Below are 26242 nucleotides of genomic sequence, written 5' to 3'. Positions count from 1 at the left end.
ATATATTGATCAGTCAAAATAAGGCAAATGACCTTTCGCTAAGATCGCAAGCTGTTCTTCTGTCGTCCGTTTTTGGGAAAGAGTAGGTAAATCATCCAATGCAAAAAAGGCGCTGTTTGAAGTTTCATTATTCGTGATAAAAGAACCTCCGATGATTGAACATCCAAAAATGACTTTATAGTATTGAAAGGCTTGTGGAATATCTTTTCGGGTATTGGTATCAAAAATCGCCAGTAGTTGATCCACCGTCACTGTTAGCCCAGTTTCTTCTTTCACCTCTTTTTCGATATTTTCCTTTGGTGAATAACCAATTTCCGCAAAACCACCCGGTAATGCCCACTCTTTTGTATGGCTGTCTTCCACTAACAGTACTTTATCCTCTTGTTTGATAAAAGCACGTACATCGACTTTTGGTGTTGGATACCCTTCATTTTGTTCTAAAATAAATTCAAGGCGTTCTTCGATTTCCTTGTCGCCATTACTTAATAATGATAAAGCAATCGATTTCAATTCTTGGTAACGTTCTTCGTCAAATGGATCTTTGCCATAGAAGAGACCGGCTTCTGCGATCGCTAATAAACGTTTGTATTTTTCGTTTTTTGTTGCCATTGCAATTCATTCCTTTCAATAAATCCACGCTGTTATCTCTCACTCCAAAACTACAAGAAACCGCTTATGTAAGTCAAGGATTGTGTTATAATTTGTTTTAAAAGGAGGGATGTTGGATGTACTCGCTCATGCACCAAATCATCACTGAAAAAGATTTACAACGACAAGTCACGTTGATTGAACTACTTTTAAACCATCCCAAAATCACTGTCAATGAGCTTGCTGAAGAAACAAATACAACGGAACGTACGATTTTTTCCGATTTACAAGTGATCCGTTCACAATTACCTGAAGGCTGGGTAATCGATAGTGATCAGTCAGGGATCCGTTTACTCAATCAAAAAAATTTACTTGCCAATGATCTATGGGAGTTATTTCTAAAACAATCCGTCAGTGTGCAATTGATCAAAGAACTATTGTTTACAAAGGAATGTTCGACAACGAATTTCTTAGCAGCCAATGGACTTTCTTACGAAACGCTGAAACGCCATACAAGAAAAGTCAATCGCCAACTCCTTCGTTACGGGTTACAGATCAAGCTGACAAAATATACAAGTACGATGAGTGGTTCTGAGAATGCGATCCGTTTGTTTTATCATCGTCTTTTGATGCCATTTACTCATAATAATTATTTTTTTGAAGATTATTCCATCCATGAATCCCATTACTTTCGTTTTTTGAAACGCTTGAAGCAAACCCCCTTTTCTGTTGAAACAGAAGAGATTTTTGGCATTTGCTGGTTTTTCATCAACACGATACGTGTCAAGGCAAATTGCCGTATCGAGGACTCTTTCTTTGAACCTGAAGATACTCTTTACTCCACGTATGCTACTGAATTGACCGAACTTTACGAATTAGAAGGCGTTTATTTACAAAAAGATGAATTGATTTTTGCTTTCTTTTGCTTTTTAGAAAGTTGGAATTACAACAATCAATACCAAGAACCCGTGGCAGATATCTTGCAAAGTTATCCTTTTTCGGGCAAGATCAAACAATTCGTTCAGGATTTAGCTGATACCTTGCACTTAGAAAAACTAAACGAGACAAAACTTGCTGATAACCTGATCTTGTTACTGTTGAAATACCATGAATCACCTATCTTGATCGAGCAGTTGAATTTGCAGTATCACTATTTTTTGGAAGAATATGAGCAACAATATCCGCAGCTGTACCCATTCAAACAAGAATTACTTGAGCAACTGAAACAAGAGTTACCTGTTCAAGAAGACGAGTACTTTCTGCGCCTACTATCCTTCTTGATCCAGCAAGCGATCTTATCCGTTCGTCCAAATAAATTGAACCTATATTTCTTCTTTCAAGGCGAACCCTCTTGGAAAGCCTTTTTGCAACAAGAATTAAATGATTACTTTGGGAAACGAGTTCAATTGATCCCAGTAGAATTATCTCAACTTTCTGACATCACGTTCCATAAAAACGACTTGTTCGTCTCAAACACCCCCCTCGACCAAGTCCCGATACCAATCATCTACATCTCTACCATACCAACAAAAAATGAGCTCGACCAATTGACCGAACTCACATTTAGAAGTTATTTGTAAGGTTGTGAGAAAAGCGCTCTGACCTGAGCAGTAAGATAGAAAATCAGAAAATAGCTCCCCATATTTTTTGATTTTTTAGCTTAATGTTGAAGGTCAGCTTTTCGAACACCGTTTATCTAGGTTGTGAAAAAGCCGTTCAGCTCCAAGTATTAAGGCAGAAATTGAGAAAATAGCTTCTCATATTTTTTCAATTTTTGACTTAATATTGAAGGAGCTGGCTTTCGAACACCGTTTATCACAGGTTGTGAAAGAAGCGCTCTGACCTGAGCAGTAAGAGAGGAAATCAGAAAATAGCTTTCCATATTTTTTGATTTTTCAGCTTAATGTTGAAGGTCAGCTTTTTGAACACCGTTTATCTAGGTTGTGAAAAAACCGTTCAGCTCCAAGTATTAAGGCAGAAATTGAGAAAATAGCTTCTCATATTTTTTCAATTTTTGACTTAATATTGAAGGAGCTGGCTTTTGAACACCGTTTATCTAGGTTGTGAGAAAAGCGCCTTGACCTGAGCAGTAAGATGGGAAATCAGAAAATAGCTCCCCATATTTTTTGATTTTTTAGCTTAATGTTGAAGGTCAGCTTTTCGAACACCATTTATCAGGTTGTGAAAGAAGCGTTCAGCACTGAGTAATAAGACAGAAAAATCGAAAATGGCTTTTTCATTTTTGATTTTTTTGGCTTATTATTGAAGTGTTGCTTCTTGAACACCGTTTATCATAGGTTGTGAAAAAGCCGTTCAGCTCCAAGTATTAAGGCAGAAAAAGCGGCAGTCTTCCTCTAATGTAGTATAGGGGAAAACTGCCGCTTGGATTTTACCTGTAAAACGATCGACGATTCTCAGTTACCGGCAAAAGCTTCTCTTTCTTTTCTTTTGATCCATGTTTTACTGATTCGTTTCTCGACTTCTACGATTGTAAATAATAGAAGTACATTTGCAAGGATTGGCAAATGTTGAGCAAAGCTCAAACTTGTTGTTTCAATGACTTGTTGCGCAAAGGGTAGATAAATGACTCCAGTTTGGAGGACAAATAAAATACCTAATGAAATAAATAAGAATTTATTTTGGAAGAAGCCTTTGTTCAATGAAGCATCGACTTGCTCACGGCAATTGATCATATAGACGGCTTGGGCAGCAACAATGTTTTGTAAAAGAACAGTTTGTTGTAAGGCTTGACCTTCAAACTGCATTGCCAACCAATAAGCTGGGATAATGATCAAAAGGGACACATAGAAAATCCGGAAAACATTGTACTTAGTCAAAATCCCTTGGTTAGGATCTCTTGGTGGCCGACTCATCGTGTCTTTACTTGCTTGTTCAAAGCCTAACGCATAGGATAACGTGATTGTTGTCACCATATTGACCCATAAGATTTGGATCGGTGTCAAAGGCAATGGCTGATTCGCAAGTAATGCCCAGATGATCACCAAACCTTGTGCTAAAGATGTAGGTAAGAAGAAGCTGATCGTTTTTTGTAAATTATCTAAAATCCGACGTCCTTCTTTGACTGCTTTAGCGATCGTATGGAAGTTGTCATCGCCTAAGACCATATCTGCGGCTTGTTTACTGACTTCACTTCCTTTGATCCCCATAGCGATTCCCACATCTGCTCGCTTCAATGCGGGCGCGTCATTGACACCATCACCGGTCATCCCAACGATTTCGCCATTTTTCTGCAAAGCTTCTACGATCCTTAATTTATGCTCCGGAGTCGTTCGAGCAAAGACATCGACTTTGCTCACTTTCTTCGCTAAATCTTGATCAGAGAGTCGATCGATATCGATCCCTTCAAGGACATTACTCGTATGCTTCAACCCGATTTGATCAGCAATTGCTTGGGCTGTGTCTTTATGGTCACCAGTAATCATTTTCACCGAGATCCCTGCTTGCTGACACTCTCTTACCGCTTGGATCGCACTCTCTTTTGGTGGATCAATGATTCCTGCAATCCCAACAAATGTCAGTTGTTGCAACTGTGCATGGTCTAATTCTTGCTCAATAGGCAATTGCTTGTAGGCGAACCCTAATACACGTTGGCCTTTTTTTGCTAGTTGTGATGCTTGGTTGATCCATTGTTGCTGTTCTGATTGTGACAAAGAAGATTTCGATAATAAAACTTCTGGCGCTCCTTTGACAAACACTACTGCATGGTCCTGTTCTTCATGCAATGTTGCCATATATTTATAACTTGAGCTAAATGGCAGTTTAGCAAGCGCCGTTTTTAGGGGAAGATTCTGTTCAGCTGTGTATCGTAATAAAGCCAGCTCAGTTGGATTGCCACTCAACGTTTCCACTACTTGATCATCTTTCGTTTGCACTTCTTGACAATTTTTCATGATTTCAAGTAAGCGTGTCTCATCTTCTGTCATTGTTTCCACAACAGTCATTTCATTTTTGGTCAACGTACCCGTTTTATCTGAACAGATCACCGTCATTGAACCAAGTGTTTCAACGGAAGGTAGTCCTTTGATAATCGCTTGTTCTTGTGCCATTTCATTGACCCCCAGTGAGAGGATCATCGTCAATACCGCTGGCAAGCCTTCGGGGATCATAGAAACGATCAACGCAATGATCGTTGAGAATAAAAAGTTCCATTCTAAGCCATACCTAAATGAGGTAAAGAAAATCAAGAATAAACTTAGAAAAACGATTCCTCTGAAGATTTGCTTGTTCAACTGATGGATCTTGCGAACCAAAGGGGTCGTTTGTTGTTGAACTGATTGTAATGCCTGATTGATTTTACCAATCTCTGTCGTATTCCCTGTTTCAACGACGACACCAAGCGCCGATCCAGCTTGGACAAGTGTACCTGAAAAAGCCATATTGAGTTGATCTCCTGCGCCTAATTCATCGACTAACGACTCACTCATTTTCTCTACCGCATCGGATTCACCGGTCAACGCAGCTTCTTCGATCATCAAACCATATGTTTCGACTAAACGAATATCGGCAGGCACGACATCTCCAGCTGTTAAACTAACTATATCCCCTTGCACGATCTCAGTGGCAGGGATACTTTTCTTGACGCCTTCAGAAAGAACCACTGCGTCTTGACTCATTAAACTTTTTAACCCATTGAGTGACTCTTCTGCTTTTCTTTCTTGCCAATAACCAACAAAACTATTGATGATCACTACAAGTAAAATAATACTACCTTCAATATAATCACCCGTTAAAAACTTCAAGACAGAAGCCACCATCAGGATGATCATCAACAAATCCGTAAAATGCTTCAAAAATTTCCGAAGCGGACTGACTTTCTTTTTCACTTCTATTTCATTTCGTCCTTGTATTTCTAAACGACTGGTACGTTCTTGATTTGAAAGACCATCTTTGGTCGTCTTTAATTTATTCATTGTTTGTTCAGCAGTTTCTTTGTACCATGTCATCGGCAATTCCTCCTGTATTTCATTTGATAATACTTATTATACGTAAGAAGGAGGGTTTCTTATGTCGATTATTTCAGGCAAACATGAAATAATTAGTGTGATTTAATATGAGCCAGGTTTATAGGTTTGCTTTTCAAACGAAATTTTTTCCCTTTACTCCGATTGCTTCGTTGATTTTTGTTCACTCAATTTGTTTTTTATTTCTTGTTCCCAAGAAGGTTTTCTAATTTTTTCGATACATAATGGGGCAACAAAAAGAATGCCGCTGATCAATGCGACAGCCACAAAGTTGATCCATGTACCAGCTTTTAATGTAAGTCCGACAGAAAAAACGATTGCTGCAAATAAGACTAACACAACAAGCCATGCACCGAGATTCCCATTTCCCTCTTTTTTACCGATGCGAAATGGACGAGGGATAGTTGGATTTGTTTTTCTAAAACGTAAGAATGCGACACCCATGATGAGATAGACGATACAATAAATCACTGTCGTTGCATTTACTAACATCAAAAATGCTTGATTGACTCCTGGAATCAATAAATAAAATAGTGCAAACACAGAAATGATAATGGATTGTGTCAAGATCACCGCTTTTGACACATCAAATTCATTGGTTTTCCAAAAATTGAAACGAGGAGGATACGCGCCTTTTCTTGCACTTTCTGTAACAGTTTTGGCTGGACCAGAAGCCCAAGCAGACAATTGTACAGCGACACCGACAAATACAAGTAAGCTGAATAGGTTCACAATCATATGTGGCAAGCCAAGAATTTGGCAATCGATCGAAATGGATTGGGCAATATTATTCAACTCCATTTGACCCTTTGGTACTACATTGGCAACGACTAACGCATTCAGCGTGTTTACCACAAATAAAAAGACTAACGCAGCGAAAATACCGCGTATATAAGTTTTAACTGGATGTGCCAATCGAGTGATATAAACAGAAGACATTTCGATGCCAGTAAAAATGAACATGATCGGTGCAAAATAAACGAATGATTTTGCAGTACTTGGATCGGGAACTAAAAGATCCCAAGAAAATTTCCCTAATGTTCCATTTGGCATGATACCGACCTTGATCCATGCTGCAACACCTAATAGGAGCATCAATGCCAACGGGATATACAACCCCAACCAGACACCGATTTTCCCGCCAATTTTTGCCATGTCGAATTTTAAGTTCAATAGTGTGATGATCCAATAAACGACTAAAATCACGAGTAATGTGAATTTACTATTCAAGCCTAGTGGGACGTTATTGACCATGTTGCCAAACAATGGGGCGAGTGCTGAGGCAACCATGACCATCCCTGGAAACATTTGAACCCATAAAAGCCAAGAGACGACAAATCCCCATTTTCTACCGAGGGATTGAGAGACCCATAGTTCTGGCCCTCCCTTTTGAGGAAACATCCCTGCAAACTCTCCTGAGATCAGAGAGATCGGAAACGCATAAAAGAGTACAGCAACTAACATATAAAACAACATCGTCCAACCAGTGGCAGCGACATCAGGAATATTGCGGACGCTTGCGACTAAAGCGCAAGTCATCCCAATAAACGTTAACGTTGACAGTTGTTTGGTAGATTTTGAGTCTGTCATGATTGATCCTTCTTTCTATCACTAAAACTACGCAAGAACTTCTCTTAGTTTTTCTTCCATTGCGTGTTTGATGGCTTCGGTGTAATAAGCAAAGATGTTGTCATCGGTTAAATACGGGGTCATGATCGCAGCTCGCAACAAAGTAACTTGTTGTTCTTTTTGCCATTCTTCTTGTGGAACACCCATGCTTTCAACAAATGCTACTGGAGAATCGCCATAATCCGCTTGCGTGAAGGTCGTATGAGAAGTAATAAAGCGTTCTGCGTACACATCACCTTCCATATAAGAGGAGACATCAAACATTTCTTCATTCAAACGGTTGATTTCTTTTAAATCTGTACAACCTTGGACTTTGAATGCCCAATCGACCATATTGAAATCTGGATGATTCAATGGATAGACTTCGATTGTTTTCCCATTGACAGTAAAGCTTAATTGATCAAGAAATTCTCGGAAACGTTGAGCGGCTTCGATCGATGCACCAATCAATTGACCATAGCCAGTGACATTCAAAGGCAGAACTCGGTGTGCCGTCCAAACTGCCGCAGCCGTTGCCCCAGCTTTTGAACCTTCTAAAATATAGGCACCTAACATATCCGGTGCTTTAACGGATTTTTCAAACACATAGGGAGCAAAATAAGAGATGATATTCCGCATACTTTTATGTTTGATCGTGATTCCTCCAGCCGCATAAGGAACATACCCCATCTTATGGGGATCAACTGTTACTGATTCGGCTTCACTGATTGCCTTGAAGCCTTCATAGACACTTCTCTCGATTTTCACTTCATGATGGAAAACATGATGTTCTTCAAAAAATTCTGCTAATGATGCGTAAGGTACAAATTCATACGCTTCATTCATGAACAAGCAACGGGCATAGCCACCATAAGCTGCATCCACATGAAGGTAGAAATAAATGCCTTCATCTTTCAATTTTTCTCTAAGTTCAACGATTTGATCGACACGATCGACTTGTCCTTCTTCTGTTGTACCTACAACAGCGACCACACCTAGGATGGGGATATGTTGGATAGCTAGTTCACGAATCGTCTTTTCCAATACTTGGACATCCATTCGGTAGCAGTCATCAACGGGGATCGCGATCATTTGATCCAACCCGACACCACAAATATCTAATGCTTTCATCCATGAATAGTGTTTGGTTTGAGGAACAAGCCATTTGCCCAATTCTTGGATGTGTTTCCCACTTCGTGAAGATGCAGCTTTGACATTGTCTAATTCTTCATCAGTAAATGTTTCGATCATTTCTAATATTTCTTCTACAGATAGATTAAGTAATTCCCAGTCCGATAGGTCTTTCACTTTTTCAGGATAAGTTTCTTTGACCGCTAAAGGAATCGATTTGATACAACGGGCATACCATAGACCTTCTAAATTCGCAATTGAACCATCCGCTGTCAGATGTCCCCAACCATTCGGCATACTAAACAGCTTCGCAAAGTCTTCTCCGATTTCTGCTTCCATTTGTGATGTGGCCATTGAGGATTCCAATGCCACGTTATTAGGATTCCAAAGCATCGCAAAGTGATAAGCCAACAAAGCTGGCATCAATGTTTCTGCATTCATTTGTCCCCAATAACGTCCGGCTGAATGCCAAGGAATTGAACCGGCACGCATTCGTTCACTGACTTCATCTAAGACCTCCATCATATGTTGTCGAGTCGTAAGATAAGACGTTGTTGATTTGTCTGCTTCACTGATTGCGGGAAGGTCAGCTGGTAAATAATTTTCACGCCAACCTAAATGTTCATCCAACATCTTATTCAATAACATTCTATACACTTGGCCATTTTCTGCTTTGTCGCCAATAAAGACGGCTTTGATGTCCATATCTTTCATGATTCATTTCTCCTCTCTTGTTACCTGATCACAGGAAATACTCAGCCGGCTGTTGTTGCTTGATCAGTTTACGTGTTTGACTATACGCTCAAATTTAAAAAAAATTTTTTTAATAACATATCTTTATATTTCTTACTTTGAAGACAAAAAAAATAAAGTCTGATTATTCTGTATTTTTAGCTCAAAAAAACGAACGTTGTGACTAAACTTCCTACTAAGAATGGTTCAATTTATTGATTATAACGTTTAAGTCACGAACAAAAAAAAGAAATCAAATGTACTTATTCGTTGAAAAATAGTCATATTTGTTTTTTCTATTTGGTTCTTTTTATCAATCAGTTCCCAATTTTTTTAATTAAAACAGATACAATAACAAAAATAAGTAAATTTAGCATTTTGTTTGCTAAGAAAGGTTGGGTGATAGATGCGTATCTACAAAAAACATGGCATAATAGCTAAGTGCTTGTGCATGACTATACAAATAGGGAGGATTCCCCATGATTGAACATTATCTTGAGAAAAATCTCTTACGCCAACTCTTTCTTTGTGGACAGTTTTATGTAAATAAGGAAGTCGATCTTCCAACGACAGCTACTTTGTTACATGTTTGTCAAACCACTCTGTTGAATGATATCAAATCATTAAGTAGAGAATTGAGCGACCAAATCATTTATCAATCAAAAGAAAAAGAAACCTATTCTTTATACTTCGCACCAACAACTTCTCGCTTCCAATTGATGCAACGACTCTCTCGGCCGTCTTTATTTTTAAAAACTTGCCTTCTTTACTTAGAAGATGAACCAGATTATATCCAATTGACCGAACTCGAATTTGTTTCAGTCAGCAAAGCTTACGCATTGAAGAAACAAGTGTTAGACTACTTTCAAGCATGCGATATCGCCATTGAACATCATTCCCCTCACTTTACTGACATCGAAAGACGCTTGGTTTTGCTAAATGTGAGCTATCGGACAGGCACATTGCCTGACCTCTCTCTTCCTTGCTCTTTTGATGTCCGAGCGCAAGAGTTTATTCAAGCAGTCACTAAAAAAAGTGGGCGAATCTATGATCGGGATACCCAAGAGATTTTGCAAACAGGCTTTCTGATCAGTCTGTTCTATCAAAAAGATGCCCCGCTATCAATCGATCCATCATTCATCGATGAAATCAAAAAGAGACCGATTTATCATTTCGTTCTTGCTGCTTGGGAAGAAAGTCCGTTTAAGCAATTTTTTCAACCAAATGAATTTTATTTTATTCTGATACTCTTCAATCTATGTGATTATGGATTTGATTCTTATGAAGCAATCGAAGAGGATTTTGCCCAATTGCATCAGGTCTTTATTGAAAATAATCCAGAGACAAAACAATTGATCCAACGATTTGAACAACATTTTGACCATCCTTTTCTTGGAAACAAAGCTTTTGAGCGTGCTTTGATACGTATTTTGCGTTCTGCTTGGAAAAACTATCAATTGTTCTTACCTGAAAAATTTCATTTATTGACCGATGAACAACGAGAGTTATTTGAAGAAGTAAAACGGATCGTTAGCGATTGGAGCCATGCACTTCCTTATCAATTAAAGATCAATCCAAATTGTCTGCGGTCATTCGTTATTGAATTGACTGGTATTTTACGCTTAGATAAACAAAAATTAACTGTGCGGATCGTGACCAACTCAGATATCAAATACTTGATTTATCGCGAAGCTTTAGAGGCCGTTACGACATGTGACATTTCCGTTGAGCCAATGATTTATAAACAATTAAGTAAAGAAGCTCTCGATTTTGTGGCAGCCTCTTCTAACCGGCTGTTGTGTGAACGTACACTCTACACCCCTGTTGCCTTGTCCATGGAACATGTTATTCCAATCTCAGTCGAAACAGTGGAACAAGCGATTATACTGCTTGTAAAAAATAGTTCATGAGGGAGGCATACTTTCGTAATAGTAACTCTTGCACACATTTATTCTGTCGTATAAAGCGTGTGAAAAACTAGACAGTTCCATAAAAAAAGCTAGAAAACCAAAAATTCATCCTACAAGATTTTGGTTTTTCTAGCTTTTTTTATAATTGTTACTTTCTGAAAAACTATTTATCCAATTTTAAGAGACGTGATCACTAATATCATTTGCCCATTCTGCCTATGATGATTATGCAAACTTAGACATCCGCTGGACCGATTTCTTTATTCAAGAAGTAAGAGATGATCGTACGAATCACGACTAATGCGGCCAACTGAAAAATATCTTGTAATGTCGGTTTGATGATCGACTCGATGATCCCAGCAGAGATCAATATCTCTAAACTCAATAAGATATACCCACCCAGCATTTTTTTGATGCCGTTATTTTGGTGAACCCGTTCATTTTGTTTGAATGACGGGTTCAAGGAATCTTTCAAAAAATCTTTGATCGAAAGAAAACCACCCCATAATAAGACCGCAATGGCAAAAACATCTAAAATCAAGACCAACCATTCAAGATATGGATAAAGAAGTGTCATCCAACTGATTTCCATCAAACTTCCCTTCTTTCATGCGATACATGACTCGCGATTTCTAAATTTAAGAAATAAGAGATGATCGTGCGAATGATAATGATCAATGCTAATTTTAAAATGTCTGTCCAAGTTGGTTTAATGACAGATTCAATGAGATCTGCTACGATCAGTACTTCTAAACTCAACAAAATGTAACTAGCTAGTAGTTTTCGAATATCCGCATTCCGCCGATTACGCGTCGCATAATCTTTGATCAATGGACGTTCCATTATCAAATTTTTTAAAACTAAAAAAATACCAACCAACAAGACTAAAATCGAGAAAATATTCAAAATCGCAGTCACCCATTCCAACAAATGGACCAATGTTTCACTAAACATCTTTACACCCCACTTTTTCTTCTACTCCTATCCTACTAAGAGTACGGAGTTTCGTCCAGTTTGAACAAATATTACCAATCAAAATAAGATGTTTCTTTTTAACTATTCGGTAACATATGCATATTTTTTTCGATTCGTATATGATATGTACGTTCATGAAAATGATTCAACGCAGATATTTCTTCGTGCATTTCGGGAAAATTTTTTGTAAGTTCTATTGATTGATCGATCATCCTTGTAAAATGTCGAATATTTTCTTTAGATAAAAATAATTCATTTCCCCATCCATTGATCAGCTGCTCTAACCTCTGGCGAAAACTCTCCGAATACACGATCGTATCTACCATCTACTCACCTCAACCATACTTACTAAATGTATCTTTCATTTCAGATTCGGAAACTACTAAATCTTTTGAGAAATCAGTAAATGCTTTTTCTATTTCTTTACGGTCTTGTTCTCTCATCACTTCCTTTGTATCAATTATCAATGTTGTACCTTCTTTCGTATAGCTCAAAATATCCCCCTCATATAACCCAAGTTCCTTTGGTAAAATGCTACCGACAATGTTCCCAATTTTTCTCACCTTTAAACTCTTCATCTTTTCCACACCTTTCTGATTCACATGAATTAAAACGCGTTATAACTCATTCCCAAAATTTTTTTACTTCTCTTTGTTAAGAATTTATTACAAAATACACTAAAAAACAGACACTTCCTCTGAACTGTCAAAAATTCTGGTTGCTCACTTACCCTATCATTTGGCTTATTTTTCTAAACGCTCTATGCTTTGAAGTAGAAATAGTTCACAAACCAAAAGGAGGTTTTTTTATGAGCAAGAAATGGTTGAAAGTAGGCATTGGCTTAGGACTAGTTGCTATAGGTGCTGTTTATCTTGGCAAAAAAACAGGCTTACTAGAAGATGATAGTCACCTTTATGATGAATTTGAATCAATCTAGAAAAATCGCTTTGAAAATGAATTGGTAAATATTGGAGGAACGCATGATGCAAAAAAAGAAAGCAATTATGATTGGTGCAGGAATCGCGAATATGGCAGCAGCTGTTTATTTGATCCAAGAAGGCAAATGGCGTGGAGATCAAATCACTTTCTACTCCTTAGATGACCATGGATCAAATGACGGCGCTCCTGTGGACACAGTTACTGATGAATATTGGAACAAAAATCACCCCTTAGAAAATCAAAAAGGCTACGTTGCACGTGGTGGCCGTATGCTGAATTACCGTACGTATGTCGATTTGATGGATCTACTCAGTCGTATCCCTTCTGCCACAGAACCGGGCATGACAGCCGAAGAAGATACACGAGATTTCGATGCCAAACATCCGACATTTGATAAAGCTCGCTTATTGGAAGGTGGCAAGGGAATCGTTGATGGCGGTAAATTAGGCTTCAACAATAAAGATCGCGTATTATTAACGAAACTAATCGCCATGCCTGATTCAGAAGAAGAAAAATTAGATAATGTGACGATCGCTGAGTATTTCAAAGATGATCCTCATTTCTTTGAAACAAACTTCTGGTTTATGTGGGAAACGACTTTTGCTTTTCGAACACGTAGTTCTGCACAAGAATTACGTCGCTATATGCATCAAATGATTTATGAGTTTACTCAAATCGAGCATTTAGTTGGGGTCAATCGGACACGCTATAATCAATACGAAAGTATCATGTTGCCACTGATCAATTATTTGAAAGAACAAGGTTGTAAAATCATTTTGAATCGTCGTGTCGTTGACTGGGAATTCAAAGAAACAGCGATGCAAGATGAAATCACTGTGACTGGCTTGAAGATGATCAATACAAAAACACAAGAAGAAGAACATGTCGTCGTTGATGGAGATACTGGCGTATTATTTACGAATGGTTCGATCACTGATTCAGCAACACTTGGCGACTACGAAACACCCGCAGAGGAAAATATGGATTACGGTGCTGCTTCTAGTTTGTGGAAAAAAGCCAGTGAAAAATTCTACAATTTAGGCAATCCAGATAAATTTTTCGCAGATCGTGACGCAAGTGAATGGGTCAGCTTTACGTTGACAACGAAAAATCATGTGTTGCTAAACGAGATCACACGTATCACGACACAAGAACCAGGTAATGCGTTGAATTCATTTATTTCAACGACACCGATTACCCCACTTGGTCAAAAAGATGTCAATATGTCGATCGTTGTGCATCATCAACCGCATTTCACTTCACAAAAACCGAATGAAACAGTGATTTGGGGCTACTTCTTATATCCAAGACGTCGTGGTGAATTTGTCGACAAAGAGTATATTAAAATGAACGGAAAAGAAATGTTGGAAGAATTGCTTGGTCAGCTTTCAAAAGTTGATCCTGGTCCAGTAAACATTCGCGAAAAAGAAACCGAAATCTACGATAGTGTCATCAATAATATTCCGGTTTACATGCCATATGCTTCTGCCTTATTTAACAATCGTGCGAAAAGTGATCGACCAAAAGTCATTCCTAAACATTCAACAAACCTTGCCTTTACTGGTGAGTTCGTGGAACAGCCTTATCAAATGATCTTTACCGAACAAAGTGCTGTTCGTTCAGGAGAAATTGCGGCATTCCATTTTGCAGGTATTCCAATGTCACGTTTGGTGAAAACACCACGTTATGACAAAGATATCCCTACGTTGATGCGTGCAGCGAAAAAAATGTTTGATTGAGGTTCACTAAAGGAGTCCACTTTCCTGTGCGACTTCAGTCCTAAAACAAAAGTCCTCCACCTATGGAAATAGGCGGAAGACTTTTGTTTTTTCGCTATTTTTGATTTTGTCCGACAGTTCTTTTTTTGTTTTCTCTTTTTGCAAGGAGCCATGCGAAGCCGCCCACAACAATCTCACTTCCTCCGATCAATAAAACAATCAGGGTAAAGTTAGTGAGATATGTTCGCATCAAGCCTTGAAGTGACTCCATTTGCTCATCCGTCTGCAAAATCTGCGCATAGTATAAAGTTGTGGCAAATGCTAGACTGATCAGTCCAGCGCCCATCAGACTACACGCAAATTTTTTGATACGTGAACGGATAGAGCCTGGATTGAAATAAATGAATCCTGCTAAGATCAATAGGCTCACACTCACAATGCCCCAAGCATAGTGAAGTACCTGGTGGCTCAGGTCATTGATTCCTCGAATAAAAAGATGCAGATAACTTGGTTGGACACTTCGTTCAAAGATCCCGCCGATCATATGTAAAGCGAGTTCTTCTCCCGCAATCCCTTCTTCAATATTGATCTCATGTTCTGTTTTATATGTATGGATCGTCTCTTTGATATGTTCTTCCAACTCCGTTGCTTGGATCAAGCTTGGTTGCTTGTCACGATAAGTTTCTTTGACAAAATGCTCGATATTCTTTTTGACTAATTCCTCAGATATACTGTCGGCAAGCACCTCTGGAGTGACTCTTGCTTCTTGGTGATAGCTCTGGACACGACCATTGATCTCTTTCGTTACCTTTTGTATGTAGTTTGCTTGTTTGATTTGTTCATTCATAAATCCTTCATTTGCTAAAGTCGTATAAAAAAGTCCGCCAATCGATAAAAAAAAGAGCCAGACTGTACACACAACTCCTATAATTATTTTGATTAATCGACTATTTCTCATTTCTCTCCTTTCCTAGGTCAGCACAAAAAATTGTTCTTTTACGTTTTATTTCGTTGAAAATCAACTACTATAATTATAACTTTCAGTCAATAAAACTACAACTTCCTTTTTTCGTCAAAAGTTATTTTACTGTTTTAAACTAAAACTAAAAGCGCGTTTCATTGTGAAAAAAAGTAACATTCCCTTAGAATGAGTTTATAAATAACTATCGTTAGTTTTATTAACGAAAACAGGAGAGGAGCACTACGATGAAAGCAGTCACTTGGCAAGGAAAGCAAAAAATGGAAATTAGAAATGTTGATGATCCAAAAATTTTAGCACCAACCGATGCAATCATCCGTATCACTGCAACAGCGATTTGTGGATCTGATCTCCATCTTTATCACCATGGGGAATCCGTTATGGAAAAAGGCTATGTCGTTGGACATGAACCTATGGGGATTGTTGAAGAAGTTGGTTCTGAAGTGAAGAAGTTGAAAAAAGGACAACGTGTCGTTATTCCTTTTAATATTAGTTGTGGTCATTGCCATTTTTGTGTAAACCATATGGAAAGTCAGTGTGATAATTCCAATCAGGAAGAATTATACGGCGGATTATTCGGTTTTGGTAAATTGAACGGAAATCACTGGGGTGGTCAAGCAGAGTATCTTCGGGTACCTTTCGCCGACTCTACGTCATTTATCGTTCCAGATAATGATTTACCTGATGAAAAAGTTTTATTTTTATCTGATATTTTACCAACCGCTTATTGGAGCGTTGCAAATGCAGGGGTTAAAAAAGATGATACAGTCGTCGTCTTAGGTTCAGGTCCTGTTGGTTTATTTGCACAAAAATTTGCTGTAATGGCAGGAGCAAAACGTGTCATTGCGGTCGATCCAGTCAAACACCGATTAGACAAAGCAGTCCGCTATAATCAAATCGAAACCTATCTATTAGACGACGTGAACCAAGCCGGAGATGATTTATATGAGTTAGCTCGTGGCGGTGCAGATGTCATCATTGATTGTGTCGGAATGGATGGCTTAGAGCCAACAAAAGAAAAAGCTAAAAATTTAGTTAGCTTACAAAGTGGAACGATCTCACCTATCCAAATGGCTGCTAAAGCGGTCAAAAAATTTGGGACAGTGCAAATCACTGGTGTTTATATGACACCTGCTTCTTCCTATCCACTTCAAGAATTCTTTATGCGCAATATTGACGTCAAACATGGGCAAGCACCAGTTGTCCATTTGATGCCAAAAATTTATGACATGATTGCAGAAGGAATGTTTGATCCAACTCAGATCATCACTCATTCGATGCCGTTAGAAGAAGCGGCTCGAGCATACGAGATTTTTGATAAAAAAGAAGACAAAAATATCAAAGTTGTTTTGAAACCGTAGAAATAAAAACTAGTTAGGTGATTTTATATGCCAAGAATCAAACGAAATACCCATGATGTCGAGATTGGCAAAGAAGAAGATATTGAGATCCGCGGACGGCGTTTTCGCTTGTATTTCCAAAATCGTTACACATTGATTTCTTTAGCGGTTGATTTACTCACAGGGATTTTTTATGTCTTAGGGAGTATTGCTTTACTCACGAAAATCCCTGATTATTACAGTAATTACTTGTATTTAGCAGGCGCCATCTTCTTGACTACTCGCCCCATCTTACGTATCGTGCGAAATGTCTTTATTTACGATGAAAAGAAACAACGAAGAGAACAAGCGAAAAAAGAGAAGCATGAGATTTGATCCAACATCTCATGCTTCTCTTTATGTTGTTGTAGTGATTTGATACAACCGGGCAGTTGTTCCACTTTCTTCCTTGACCATAGTTAAAAATGACCAATCATATCGTTCATAAAAAGAGGTGTGGTCTGTCATCAAATAAAGTTTTTTGAACCCTAATCGATGCATCTCTTCTCTGGTTTGTTCTAATATCCATTTTGCTAATCCCTGATTCCGATGCTCCGGTTCAACATATAAAGCACAAAGATTAGGTGCTAAATCTGGGCGGTCATGGAAGTCATTTTCGATGACACCTGCTCCTCCAACGATTGCACCTTTTGCATCGAGAATGACATACCATTGAGGAATACTTTCCTTCTCGATGATTCCAGTACGTATACTTTCCGCATAAACCTCCGCAGGAATGCCCCACTTTGAGGAAAACCAACTTGCGGTTTCTTCCAGTAATTCTGGGTGTTCATTTAATTTGATCCATTGATACATATTCAACTTTTAAACCTCCATTCATTATTCATGCGTCGTGTAAAACAGATTCCTAAGCATGTTTATCTATGTTTGAATTTTTGCTTCTTCTTACGACCTAAGCTAGAATAGATGTCAAAGGAGTGAGCGAGATGATTGCACACAAAAGAGACGGACTCCATGTAGTTTAAGCAAATAAAAAAATTACATGGAGGAATCAAACATGACAAATATTTACGATGATCAACAATTTTTTGACCAATACAAAGAAATGCCTCGTAGCCAAAAAGGCTTACAAGGTGCTGGAGAATGGCCCACGCTTGCAACTATCTTCCCCAATCTCCATGGACAAACAGTCCTTGATCTTGGATGTGGCTATGGGTGGCACTGTCGTTACGCTGCTTCGCAAGGGGCAAAAAAAATCATTGGTGTCGACTTGTCTGAGAAGATGCTAGAAGAAGCTAGAGTTCGAACAAACGATACCACGATCAGTTATATGCAAGACGATATTTCAACGATCAGGTTTGCCAAAGACTCATTTGATTTCGTGTTCAGTTCTTTAGCGATCCATTATGTAGAAAATTGGGAACAACTCGTCCAGCATGTCCATCACTTTCTAAAACCAAATGGTCAATTTCTTTTTTCAGTTGAACATCCTATTTTTACAGCAGATGGTCGGCAAAACTGGATTTATACAGACAACGGTCAGATCATGCACTTTCCAGTTAATCATTATTTTGACGAAGGGGAGCGTGACACAAACTTCCTAGGATCTTCTGTAAAAAAATATCATCGAACGATTACAACTTACCTTGAGACATTATTGTCTAATGGCTTTCAAATCAACCATGTGCTTGAACCAATGCCACCGTCACATATGTTAGATATGCCTGGTATGAAAGACGAATTAAGACGTCCGATGATGTTGATTATTTCTGTGACAAAGAGGTAGAGGCGAATCATCGATCCAAACATTCTTAGTCCATCTGCACAAATTTTATTAAGCGTCTGGAAACAGGTTCCCCCTATTTCCAGACCTTTTTCATCGACTAGAAAATGATTGATGCCCCTTCAAGCTTTCAATCACTTTCTATCACTGAGTTTTTGATTTCTTCTTGTTTCTTTTTAGCGAATTTAGCTAGTACCAATTCATAAGAAATCAAAATCATTTTCTCGATTTCCTCGTCTGACAATTCATCTTTGCCTAACATGATCGAATTCCAATGTTTCTTATTGGCATAGTAACCAGGTATAATGATCCCAGGGTACATCGTTCGTAATTCCTCGTTTTTTTCTGGAAAATGTTTTAACGTGATCAATGCTTTTTCATTCGCTTCTGGACTCATCATCCCAAACTGTTTACCATCCAAATCAAAATAAAGCGTTTCCCAATCTTCACGAAAATATACTCTAGCTCCTGGAAGTGTGTTCCCATATGCTTGGAATCGTTCGATCCTTTTTTGAATATCTGTTGTATTCATACGCTATCCTCCTATTCAAATAAAATGCTTACAAAAACTATACGTTGCTTTCTGAAAAATAGCAATGATAACAGTAGTAACAAAAAAACGGAAAGCAATCACTTGCTCTCCGTTTATTATTTCTTAGGCGTTCAATGCGTCTTTTTTCATTTCTTGGATCGTTGCTACTTTAACGAATGGTAGATAGATCAGAATTGAAATCAGTAAGTTAACTGCAGATAACACTGCGCCTGAAAGACTGTTTGTTGCTAAAAATCCGCCGATCACTGGTGGTGTTACCCATGGTGGCATTACTGTAGCTGCTGGTACAAGTCCTGTTGATGTCGCAAAGTACGCAACAGTTACTAAAACCATTGGTGTTAAAATAAATGGAATAAACATCACTGGATTCAAAACGATTGGTAGACCAAACATGGTTGGTTCGTTGATATTGAATACTCCTGGTGCAATCGATAAGTTCGTTACGACCATATAAGGTTTGTTTCTACGTCCTACTAAATAGATCGCAATCAGTAATCCTAGTGTCGCACCTGTACCACCTAAATTGACAAAGCTGTCAAAGAAAGGTTTGTTGACAATAAATGGTGCACTTTGACCGTTGGCAATCGCTTCGACGTTTGCTTGGATCGCTGGCGCATTGATGGTTTGCATCAATGGATCGACCATGTTTGCTCCATGTAATCCGAAGAACCAAAGGAACGGTGTAATAAATGCAAGCAATAATGCAGATGGGTAAGAGTTAGCAAGACCCATGAATGGTTCTTGAACCACTGTGTAGAATGCTCCGACAATATCAGCAACACCGAATGCTGCAAAGATTGCAGCAACTAGTGCGAACAATGAAATCGTGATCATTGCTGGCAATAATGACGCAAATGCTTTTGCTACTGCTGGTGGCACTCCGTCTGGCATTTTGATGATCAATTTTTCATTTCCACTTAAACGAACAAAAATCTCTGTTGAAATAATTCCGACAATAATTGCAATAAATAATCCGTTTGAACTCATACCTAAAGCGCCGCCTAGTGCGAAGAATGAACCTAATGAAATCACTCCGGCAGATACGCCATCTTTACGGTAACCGTTTGCTAAATGATAAGCTAATAAGAACGCAATCAAAACAGAAAGAATCGCAAACGTCCCGTTCCAAGCAGCCGCACCGAATCCTTTCCATGCTTCACCACCAAAAATCGAATTCATCAATTCTTGGAATCCAGGGATCGGCAAGTTATTGATCATTACAGCTAAAGCGCCTAAGATCATCAATGGCATACTGACCATAAAAGCGTCACGAATGGCCACTAAGTGGCGTTGCGCACCGATTTTTGATGCGACTGGTATAAAGTGTTTCTCCATAAATGCTACAAAGCTATCCATATCTTTTCCTCTTTTCTCCTTTAAAAAACTTTTATTTAAGCCTCTATACGACGGTATAGATCAATAATTTCTTTTGCTAAATCTGTAAACGCGATCGATGTCATCAAATGATCTTGACTATGAACGGTCAACAAAGTAACTTCCATGTGTTCCCCTTGTGCTTCTTGTGTTAATAACCCTGTTTGCGAATGATGTGCTTGAACCAATGATTCTTCTGCATCTTTGATTTTTGCATCTGCTAATTCAAAGTCACCTTTTTTCGCAGCCGCAATCGCTTCCATTGCATCGCTTTTTGCGTTGCCGCCGAACATGATCAAGCCCATGATCGCTTCTAAATTTTTTTGATCTTCCATTTTCTTCCCTCTTTTTCTTGTTTTTATTTATTGATCAATGATTCTGCTTGTTCCAATACTTTTGCACCGTTCATCATGCCATAGTCTTGCATGTTGATAACATCTAACGGAATCCCTTTTGGTGCTAGTTTTTCAGCAAATTGACTTTGCATGAAACGTACTTGTGGCCCTAATAATAAAACGTCTACATTTTTTGATTCTAGTTGGCTATCAGCTTCTGATGCTGAAACTGCAAAGATATCCGCTTCTACGCCTTTTTCTTCTGCTGCTTTTTGCATTTTTGTCACTAATAAACTTGTACTCATTCCTGCAGAGCAGACAAGCATGATTGTTCTTTTTTCCATTGTGAACACTTCCTTTTCTTCTTCTTACACTTTTATATAATGCAAGTATCGTGCCAACTTTGAAATCGCTTTATCAAGTTGGTATAAAAGGGTTTTCATGTTGTTTTTTTATCAAGCACACTCTAATCTTTGTATTGCACACTATTTTTAGTGTGCAAAAAGAGAGAACAGAGTACAAAAAACACCAAGTAAAAAGTATGGCTACTCCTCACTTGGTGGATTTCGATGATTGTTTGCTAGAAAAATCAACAAGTAGTTACTTCATTGATTTATTTTTTGATTCAATCGTATCGATTCTTTTCATAAATTTCAATTCTTGTAATACTTCTATAGAAGTAACACGTTTCTTAGCCAAGACTTCTAATTTTTGTCGTTTGTAAGCCCATACGTTTTTATCGAATCCTGTCACCTCTTCAACCTCCAAACTTTTTTTGCTGAACTAATCCAACGTTTCTCTCATGCTTCCTTGTACTTTCGTTTATCTCTTCATTCAGAAGAGCCATCGAATGGCGCCATGCTTCGATATTCCTTGTTCGAAAATCTTCGAATTCATATAGCCTCTGTTTTAACTCTTTCTTCAAACAATGGATGCTTTCTTTTTCAATAGACAGTGCTTCTTTTGCTTGGGTGATTTGAATCGCATCCGTTAACTTCTCAGTCTGTTCGGTCGAGGAAGACTTTTCTAACACATTTATCTTAGTCATTTTTTCTTTTAATATAGAAGAAACGGTCGCATTAGCTTTGATCAAATTGATCAATTCTGTTGTTTTCTTTTCATTCTCAAGAGTTAGCTTTTGGATAGTGTGGGTCATTTCTTCATGCTCTACTTTGATTTTTTCCAAAAAAAGGTCAACTTCCGATTTATTATATCCTCCGACTAAGTTCGTGGTGAAAGTAGGGGTAGTCGAAAGGTTATTCGAACTATTCAATACCATCGCTGACTGTTTTTTTAACTGTATTTATCCAGTTTTGCCATTTCCCCTCAGACAAATTATTGATGGCACGTTGATATTCTGAAATGATTTGCAAGCGAACGTTATTCGCTTCACTTTCCAACTGCAGGATTTCTTTGGTCCTTTTTTCTTTTTCGCTTTCCAGCTTCGTCATCTGTTCTTCATAATAAGAGTTCGCTTCACTGACTTTTCCATTTGCTTCAGCTAATAAATTATAGGCTTCGGCTTTGATGCTATTCCCTTCAACCTTTGCTTCTTTGAGAATATTTTCTTGTTCAGTCCTTGCTTCACCTACCATACGTCTGGCTTCTAATTCAGCATTTTCTTCAATCTTCAACGCTGCATCTTGCGCAATGATCAAGGCATTTTCAAAACTTCTTTTTTTGGCATGCACGTCTCTTTCATCTTTACTTGCTTCATTCAATTTAGCGTTTAATTCTTTGATCTCAGCCAAGTAATCACTTTTTTCTTTTTCAAATACTTTTAATAAATTCTCTTTTTGATTTTCAGCAAGTGTCAGTCTTTTCTCTAATTCTGTGTTGGTCTCTTTCATCGCATCATAATCATTTGCTGCGTGTGTCAAAAAATCATCTACATCCTGCTTTTTGTACCCCGCGAGAGAAACCGTGGGGAAAGTGATCTTCCTTAATTGCTCTGCATTAAAGTTCATAGGTTCCTCCTTTTCATCGTCGCATGATTTCAAGCGGATCGATTAAAAATCGTTGTTCCATACTGGCATCTGTCGATAATTCAAAATGCAAATGTGGTCCTGTAGAATTTCCCGTCGAACCAACAAAACCGATTACTTCCCCTTTTTGAACCACTTGCCCTGGCTCAACAACATTGACACTTTGATGCGCATACAATGTAAATAGTCCGTTCTCATGACGTATCGAAATGACATTCCCCCACGAAGCGTGATATTCGGATTTTATAACTGTCCCTGCTTCACTGGCAAAGATCGGCGCTCCGGCATTTGCAGCTAAATCGATCCCCCGATGGAACTCTGCTCCCCTCATACCGTAGTGACTCGTAATCGTAAAGTGTTCCAACGGGTTGATAAATCCGTTTTCTCCCATCATTAGTTCATCGATTTCAATATCAAACTTTTCCAAGTCATAGACATCGATCAACGCATCTAATTTTTGGTAATAGGACGTGTCTGTGGCATATCTGCCCGTTAGAAACCTTGTAGCATCTTGATAGGAAGAAGTATTCGAACGCCAGACACCTGAATAGAAATCAGCATCGTGCGTTAATCCCTCTCGTAATAATTTGGCGTAATCTAAAAAGCTTTCTTCATAGGATTCATAAGATTTGAAACGTGCACTGATCGTGTATAAGTTTCCTGTCCCATCATCTTCTTGTGTTAAAAATTCCACCGAATCTTCCTCGGTGTAAGCTTTTATTCCAAAGAGATTATAATGAGGAGATGAACTTAATTGACTACTTCCGCTACCCGATTCTAAAATGGCTTGGGCGATCATCACAGATGCATATAAATCGTTGCTTAAAGCAACTTTTCTAGCCCCCGGCGCAATTTTTTGGATAAAAGCTTCCGTGGTCGTATTGGCAGAAAAACCTCTAAAAAAGATGTTACTCTGTTCGGTTCGGGCAGTCGGTCCGTTGGTTTCCGTTACACTTTCTCCCGTTTCAGTTGGCACCGCCTCAGTAGGTACCGCTTCCAAAGATGATTCAGATATAGACCTCCATGACTCCCCCTCGGGTTCCGTTTGAATCGGAACTGACCCAACATCATTTATGCCGGAGCCCTCACTGCCATTGGTTTCCGATACTGTTGGTGGAGGCGTTGTTGGCGTCTCAGGTGTTATTGTTGGCGGTCTTGGTATTGGCGGCTTGGGTGTTTCTGGTACAGATGGTTGCGGGTTAGAGGTCTCTGGTGCCGGTTGATGTGGCACCTCTGGGACAGGTGAAGGAGGAATCACTTCAGTATCTTCATCTGTAGATATCTCTCCCTCCTCTTTGACTTCAGGTAGTTCACTATCTGGTTCCTCAGTAGTTTCTGATACGACCATCTCATCGATCGGTAGAATTGGTGTCTCTTCTATTTCAACCGCATTCGTGATGATTTGATCAGCTGAAGCAATACTATGACTAAAACTACTTGCTACCGTACCGATGACCATCAATGCTCCTGCAATCTTTCTTTTGTAAATATTACTTTTTTTGATACTCGTACTCCTAATAATTATTTTCTTGCCATTTTTATATAAAATTTTTTCCTTTTCCATAAAAATTACTCCTTTTACTGAATCATTGATTTTCAGTGATCCTATTTTATCTCCTACATACGAGTAGTTAATAGCTTATTATCCTTACCCTAAACTGAAATAGATCTACAGTGGCAGAGAGTTTCATATATGACACTCTTCTACGATTTTTTAAGTACGATCAAAGGATTTTTTGTACACATTTTCACAGAAATCAGATTAGTGACTCATTTCTTAAAATTTTCTTAACTTAAAAACAGTTTGATCTTTCAACAAGCAAATAACTTTATCACTCAACCAAAAAAAATTACACTTAAGATAACCTAAAAATTATTTTTTAATAACAAAAATAAAATTATAAGTGTTATCAACAATAATTACCATACTAAATAAACCCAATATTATAATGTTTTTATAGTTGATTTACTCGTTCCTAAATTATTAAATTATACAAAAACATAACTTTCATTATATATAAAATAACTATTTGTTTTTTATTTTGAACATAAAAGGAAGGAAGGCTGAATCCGATGATCAACAACGTAACCAATCCTCTTGTTTTAGGAGAACTCTTAAATGATATTAGAAAAGAAAAAAAGATTTCCACAAAAACGATTTTTGCTACAGGCATCACAAGACCTACTTATTATCGCTTTGTTCGCGGAGAAGGAGAAATCAGTCTGACCAATTTTCTAAAAATCATTGATATTCTTGGGATCGAATTAACTGAATTTGAAGAAGTGATTCCTTTGATCAAACAAGGTTCTAAAATTTTAGAAAATCAATTAGCCGAAGCCCTTGCTACGTTTGATTATCTTGAGATCGCAAAAATAAAAACGCAAGCGTTGGATCAATTTATTAAAACAGATGGCTTGGGTTATCAATATGTATATTGGCGTGCTGGTCTAATCCATAGCAAGTATGTTGGGGATTATCAAGAATACGAAACATTGATCCAACAAGTAAAAAATTACTTGAACAGTATAGATTTATGGACAAATATTGAACTAAAACTTTTTTCTTCAATTACGGAAACGCTTAATTTTGAAGAATATGATTATTTTTTTAAACGCTTTTTATACCGCAGAACGAATCATGAAGAAGTATTAGACCCCTTAGTCTTGGATCTATTGTACTTTGGGTATTACGAAACAGCCTTAGACTCTTGCCATAAAAGCAATGTCCTAGTTGCAACAACATTTATTTTGAAGCGGACGCCCCACCGTTTTAATTACCGATTTCGAATTTGGCGATTATTCTTGTATGCCGCAAAACTAACACTTAACGGAGAATTTGAACGAGGACAAAAAAAATATACCCGATTACAAAAAATCATTGCCTATGTCTTTAGAGACGAACAAAAAGGGGTATTCGAAATCAAAACACTCCATACATTATGGGAAAAAGTGGAGGTCATTGCGCAGATGCCCGAATAATTTCAACAGTCGATCCCATCACCCAACACGTATAGAACAATCAGACGATGCTTCCCACAGCTATCCATCTGATTGTTCTTTTATCTACTCAAAACCTATGTTCCTCGTCATTTTCCCAGTGATGCTTCATATTTATTTCCATAACTATTTTTTAAAGAGTCCTACAAGGGTATAGAATCCAAAAGCCAGAACTAACCCTTTTATCATTATAAACTCATCTTATTCTAATTATAAAAGTGTCATTAATGAAACTTTTACGATAAAAAACTCTTTCATCCTCTACTCTTGATCTATATAGGAAAAAAAGCGTACCTGTTTATTTGTTCAGTGA

Annotated in this window: 26 protein-coding genes; 8 read left to right on the top strand and 18 right to left on the bottom strand. The window is 38.1% G+C overall.

The window, feature by feature from the left end; genetic code table 11:
* Window positions 1-9: 9 nt before the first annotated feature.
* A complete protein-coding gene (locus tag IGJ14_RS01595) occupies window positions 10-609 on the bottom strand; it encodes an NUDIX hydrolase N-terminal domain-containing protein (RefSeq protein WP_065096963.1) in 600 nt (199 codons plus the stop codon).
* 116 nt (window positions 610-725) lie between these two features.
* Between IGJ14_RS01595 and IGJ14_RS01590 the strand changes: the two genes are divergently transcribed.
* A complete protein-coding gene (locus IGJ14_RS01590) occupies window positions 726-2168 on the top strand; it encodes a helix-turn-helix domain-containing protein (RefSeq protein ID WP_065096964.1) in 1443 nt (480 codons plus the stop codon).
* Between the two features lie 834 nt (window positions 2169-3002).
* Here the strand turns inward: IGJ14_RS01590 and IGJ14_RS01585 are convergent.
* The 3 genes from IGJ14_RS01585 to tdc all read right to left on the bottom strand — a co-directional run bounded on the left by IGJ14_RS01585 (window position 3003) and on the right by tdc (window position 9023).
* Window positions 3003-5552, bottom strand: a complete 2550-nt coding sequence (locus IGJ14_RS01585; protein WP_065096874.1) for an HAD-IC family P-type ATPase — start codon at window positions 5550-5552, stop codon at window positions 3003-3005.
* Between the two features lie 153 nt (window positions 5553-5705).
* Window positions 5706-7160, bottom strand: coding sequence for an amino acid permease (locus tag IGJ14_RS01580; protein WP_062805805.1), 1455 nt, complete (start codon window positions 7158-7160; stop codon window positions 5706-5708).
* A gap of 27 nt (window positions 7161-7187) precedes the next feature.
* Window positions 7188-9023 (bottom strand): tyrosine decarboxylase, encoded by a 1836-nt coding sequence (tdc, locus tag IGJ14_RS01575; protein WP_065096875.1) that lies wholly within the window; start codon window positions 9021-9023, stop codon window positions 7188-7190.
* 497 nt (window positions 9024-9520) lie between these two features.
* Between tdc and IGJ14_RS01570 the strand changes: the two genes are divergently transcribed.
* On the top strand, window positions 9521-10951 hold the full coding sequence (locus tag IGJ14_RS01570) for a DNA-binding protein (RefSeq protein ID WP_065096876.1): 1431 nt from the start codon (window positions 9521-9523) through the stop codon (window positions 10949-10951).
* A 235-nt stretch (window positions 10952-11186) separates the two neighbouring features.
* On the opposite strand, the gene IGJ14_RS01565 is transcribed toward IGJ14_RS01570, so the two are convergent.
* The 4 genes from IGJ14_RS01565 to IGJ14_RS01550 form a co-directional block, all read right to left on the bottom strand.
* Complete coding sequence (locus IGJ14_RS01565) at window positions 11187-11543, bottom strand: DUF1622 domain-containing protein (RefSeq protein ID WP_065096877.1); 357 nt, start codon at window positions 11541-11543, stop codon at window positions 11187-11189.
* Entirely contained in the window at window positions 11543-11905 is a 363-nt protein-coding gene (locus IGJ14_RS01560; RefSeq protein WP_065096878.1) for a DUF1622 domain-containing protein, read from the bottom strand. The genes IGJ14_RS01565 and IGJ14_RS01560 overlap by 1 nt, the downstream gene beginning before the upstream one ends.
* A gap of 98 nt (window positions 11906-12003) precedes the next feature.
* The gene (locus tag IGJ14_RS01555; protein ID WP_081277468.1) at window positions 12004-12252 is read right to left on the bottom strand and encodes a hypothetical protein; all 249 of its coding nucleotides are present in this window, start codon (window positions 12250-12252) and stop codon (window positions 12004-12006) included.
* Window positions 12253-12261: 9 nt separating this feature from the next.
* Window positions 12262-12504, bottom strand: coding sequence for an AbrB family transcriptional regulator (locus IGJ14_RS01550; protein WP_065096879.1), 243 nt, complete (start codon window positions 12502-12504; stop codon window positions 12262-12264).
* 230 nt (window positions 12505-12734) lie between these two features.
* Between IGJ14_RS01550 and IGJ14_RS01545 the strand changes: the two genes are divergently transcribed.
* Together IGJ14_RS01545 and IGJ14_RS01540 are read left to right on the top strand one after the other, a co-directional pair.
* Window positions 12735-12863, top strand: coding sequence for a hypothetical protein (locus tag IGJ14_RS01545; protein WP_019724379.1), 129 nt, complete (start codon window positions 12735-12737; stop codon window positions 12861-12863).
* Between the two features lie 46 nt (window positions 12864-12909).
* The gene (locus IGJ14_RS01540) at window positions 12910-14604 is read left to right on the top strand and encodes an oleate hydratase (RefSeq protein WP_062805806.1); all 1695 of its coding nucleotides are present in this window, start codon (window positions 12910-12912) and stop codon (window positions 14602-14604) included.
* Between the two features lie 94 nt (window positions 14605-14698).
* Here the strand turns inward: IGJ14_RS01540 and IGJ14_RS01535 are convergent, their stop codons facing one another.
* Window positions 14699-15541, bottom strand: coding sequence for a hypothetical protein (locus IGJ14_RS01535; protein WP_065096880.1), 843 nt, complete (start codon window positions 15539-15541; stop codon window positions 14699-14701).
* A 248-nt stretch (window positions 15542-15789) separates the two neighbouring features.
* Here IGJ14_RS01535 and IGJ14_RS01530 point away from each other — a divergent pair, with 248 nt between their 5' ends.
* Together IGJ14_RS01530 and IGJ14_RS01525 are read left to right on the top strand one after the other, a co-directional pair.
* Entirely contained in the window at window positions 15790-16923 is a 1134-nt protein-coding gene (locus IGJ14_RS01530) for an alcohol dehydrogenase catalytic domain-containing protein (protein WP_065096881.1), read from the top strand.
* 27 nt (window positions 16924-16950) lie between these two features.
* Window positions 16951-17277, top strand: a complete 327-nt coding sequence (locus IGJ14_RS01525) for a YrhK family protein (protein WP_010736481.1) — start codon at window positions 16951-16953, stop codon at window positions 17275-17277.
* Window positions 17278-17298: 21 nt separating this feature from the next.
* Here the strand turns inward: IGJ14_RS01525 and IGJ14_RS01520 are convergent, their stop codons facing one another.
* On the bottom strand, window positions 17299-17757 hold the full coding sequence (locus IGJ14_RS01520) for a GNAT family N-acetyltransferase (protein WP_181265169.1): 459 nt from the start codon (window positions 17755-17757) through the stop codon (window positions 17299-17301).
* A 202-nt stretch (window positions 17758-17959) separates the two neighbouring features.
* On the opposite strand from IGJ14_RS01520, the gene IGJ14_RS01515 reads away from it, so the two are divergent.
* Window positions 17960-18688 (top strand): class I SAM-dependent methyltransferase, encoded by a 729-nt coding sequence (locus IGJ14_RS01515; protein ID WP_065096883.1) that lies wholly within the window; start codon window positions 17960-17962, stop codon window positions 18686-18688.
* A 127-nt stretch (window positions 18689-18815) separates the two neighbouring features.
* Here the strand turns inward: IGJ14_RS01515 and IGJ14_RS01510 are convergent, their stop codons facing one another.
* The 8 genes from IGJ14_RS01510 to IGJ14_RS01475 form a co-directional block, all read right to left on the bottom strand.
* Window positions 18816-19217, bottom strand: coding sequence for an MmcQ/YjbR family DNA-binding protein (locus IGJ14_RS01510; RefSeq protein WP_065096884.1), 402 nt, complete (start codon window positions 19215-19217; stop codon window positions 18816-18818).
* A gap of 123 nt (window positions 19218-19340) precedes the next feature.
* Complete coding sequence (locus IGJ14_RS01505; protein WP_065096885.1) at window positions 19341-20594, bottom strand: PTS sugar transporter subunit IIC; 1254 nt, start codon at window positions 20592-20594, stop codon at window positions 19341-19343.
* Between the two features lie 35 nt (window positions 20595-20629).
* Window positions 20630-20947, bottom strand: coding sequence for a PTS lactose/cellobiose transporter subunit IIA (locus IGJ14_RS01500; protein ID WP_019723249.1), 318 nt, complete (start codon window positions 20945-20947; stop codon window positions 20630-20632).
* 23 nt (window positions 20948-20970) lie between these two features.
* Window positions 20971-21291 (bottom strand): PTS sugar transporter subunit IIB, encoded by a 321-nt coding sequence (locus IGJ14_RS01495; protein WP_010736487.1) that lies wholly within the window; start codon window positions 21289-21291, stop codon window positions 20971-20973.
* Window positions 21292-21547: 256 nt separating this feature from the next.
* On the bottom strand, window positions 21548-21700 hold the full coding sequence (locus tag IGJ14_RS01490) for a hypothetical protein (protein ID WP_155756844.1): 153 nt from the start codon (window positions 21698-21700) through the stop codon (window positions 21548-21550).
* Window positions 21701-21704: 4 nt separating this feature from the next.
* Window positions 21705-22133 carry a hypothetical protein gene (locus IGJ14_RS01485; protein WP_065096886.1) on the bottom strand — a complete coding sequence of 143 codons (429 nt, stop codon included), beginning with the start codon at window positions 22131-22133 and terminating at the stop codon, window positions 21705-21707.
* A gap of 79 nt (window positions 22134-22212) precedes the next feature.
* Window positions 22213-22914 (bottom strand): DivIVA domain-containing protein, encoded by a 702-nt coding sequence (locus IGJ14_RS01480; protein ID WP_065096887.1) that lies wholly within the window; start codon window positions 22912-22914, stop codon window positions 22213-22215.
* A gap of 13 nt (window positions 22915-22927) precedes the next feature.
* The gene (locus IGJ14_RS01475) at window positions 22928-24496 is read right to left on the bottom strand and encodes a peptidoglycan DD-metalloendopeptidase family protein (protein WP_065096888.1); all 1569 of its coding nucleotides are present in this window, start codon (window positions 24494-24496) and stop codon (window positions 22928-22930) included.
* Between the two features lie 509 nt (window positions 24497-25005).
* Here IGJ14_RS01475 and IGJ14_RS01470 point away from each other — a divergent pair.
* Window positions 25006-25911: a helix-turn-helix domain-containing protein gene (locus IGJ14_RS01470; protein ID WP_065096889.1), complete on the top strand. Its 906-nt coding sequence runs from the start codon at window positions 25006-25008 to the stop codon at window positions 25909-25911.
* Window positions 25912-26242: the final 331 nt, after the last annotated feature.

The organism is Enterococcus sp. DIV1304_2 (assembly GCF_050555445.1).
Lineage (GTDB): Bacteria > Bacillota > Bacilli > Lactobacillales > Enterococcaceae > Enterococcus_B > Enterococcus_B pernyi.
The sequence above is the reverse complement of the archived record's forward strand: the minus strand, read 5'-3'. Positions and strand labels throughout refer to the sequence as shown.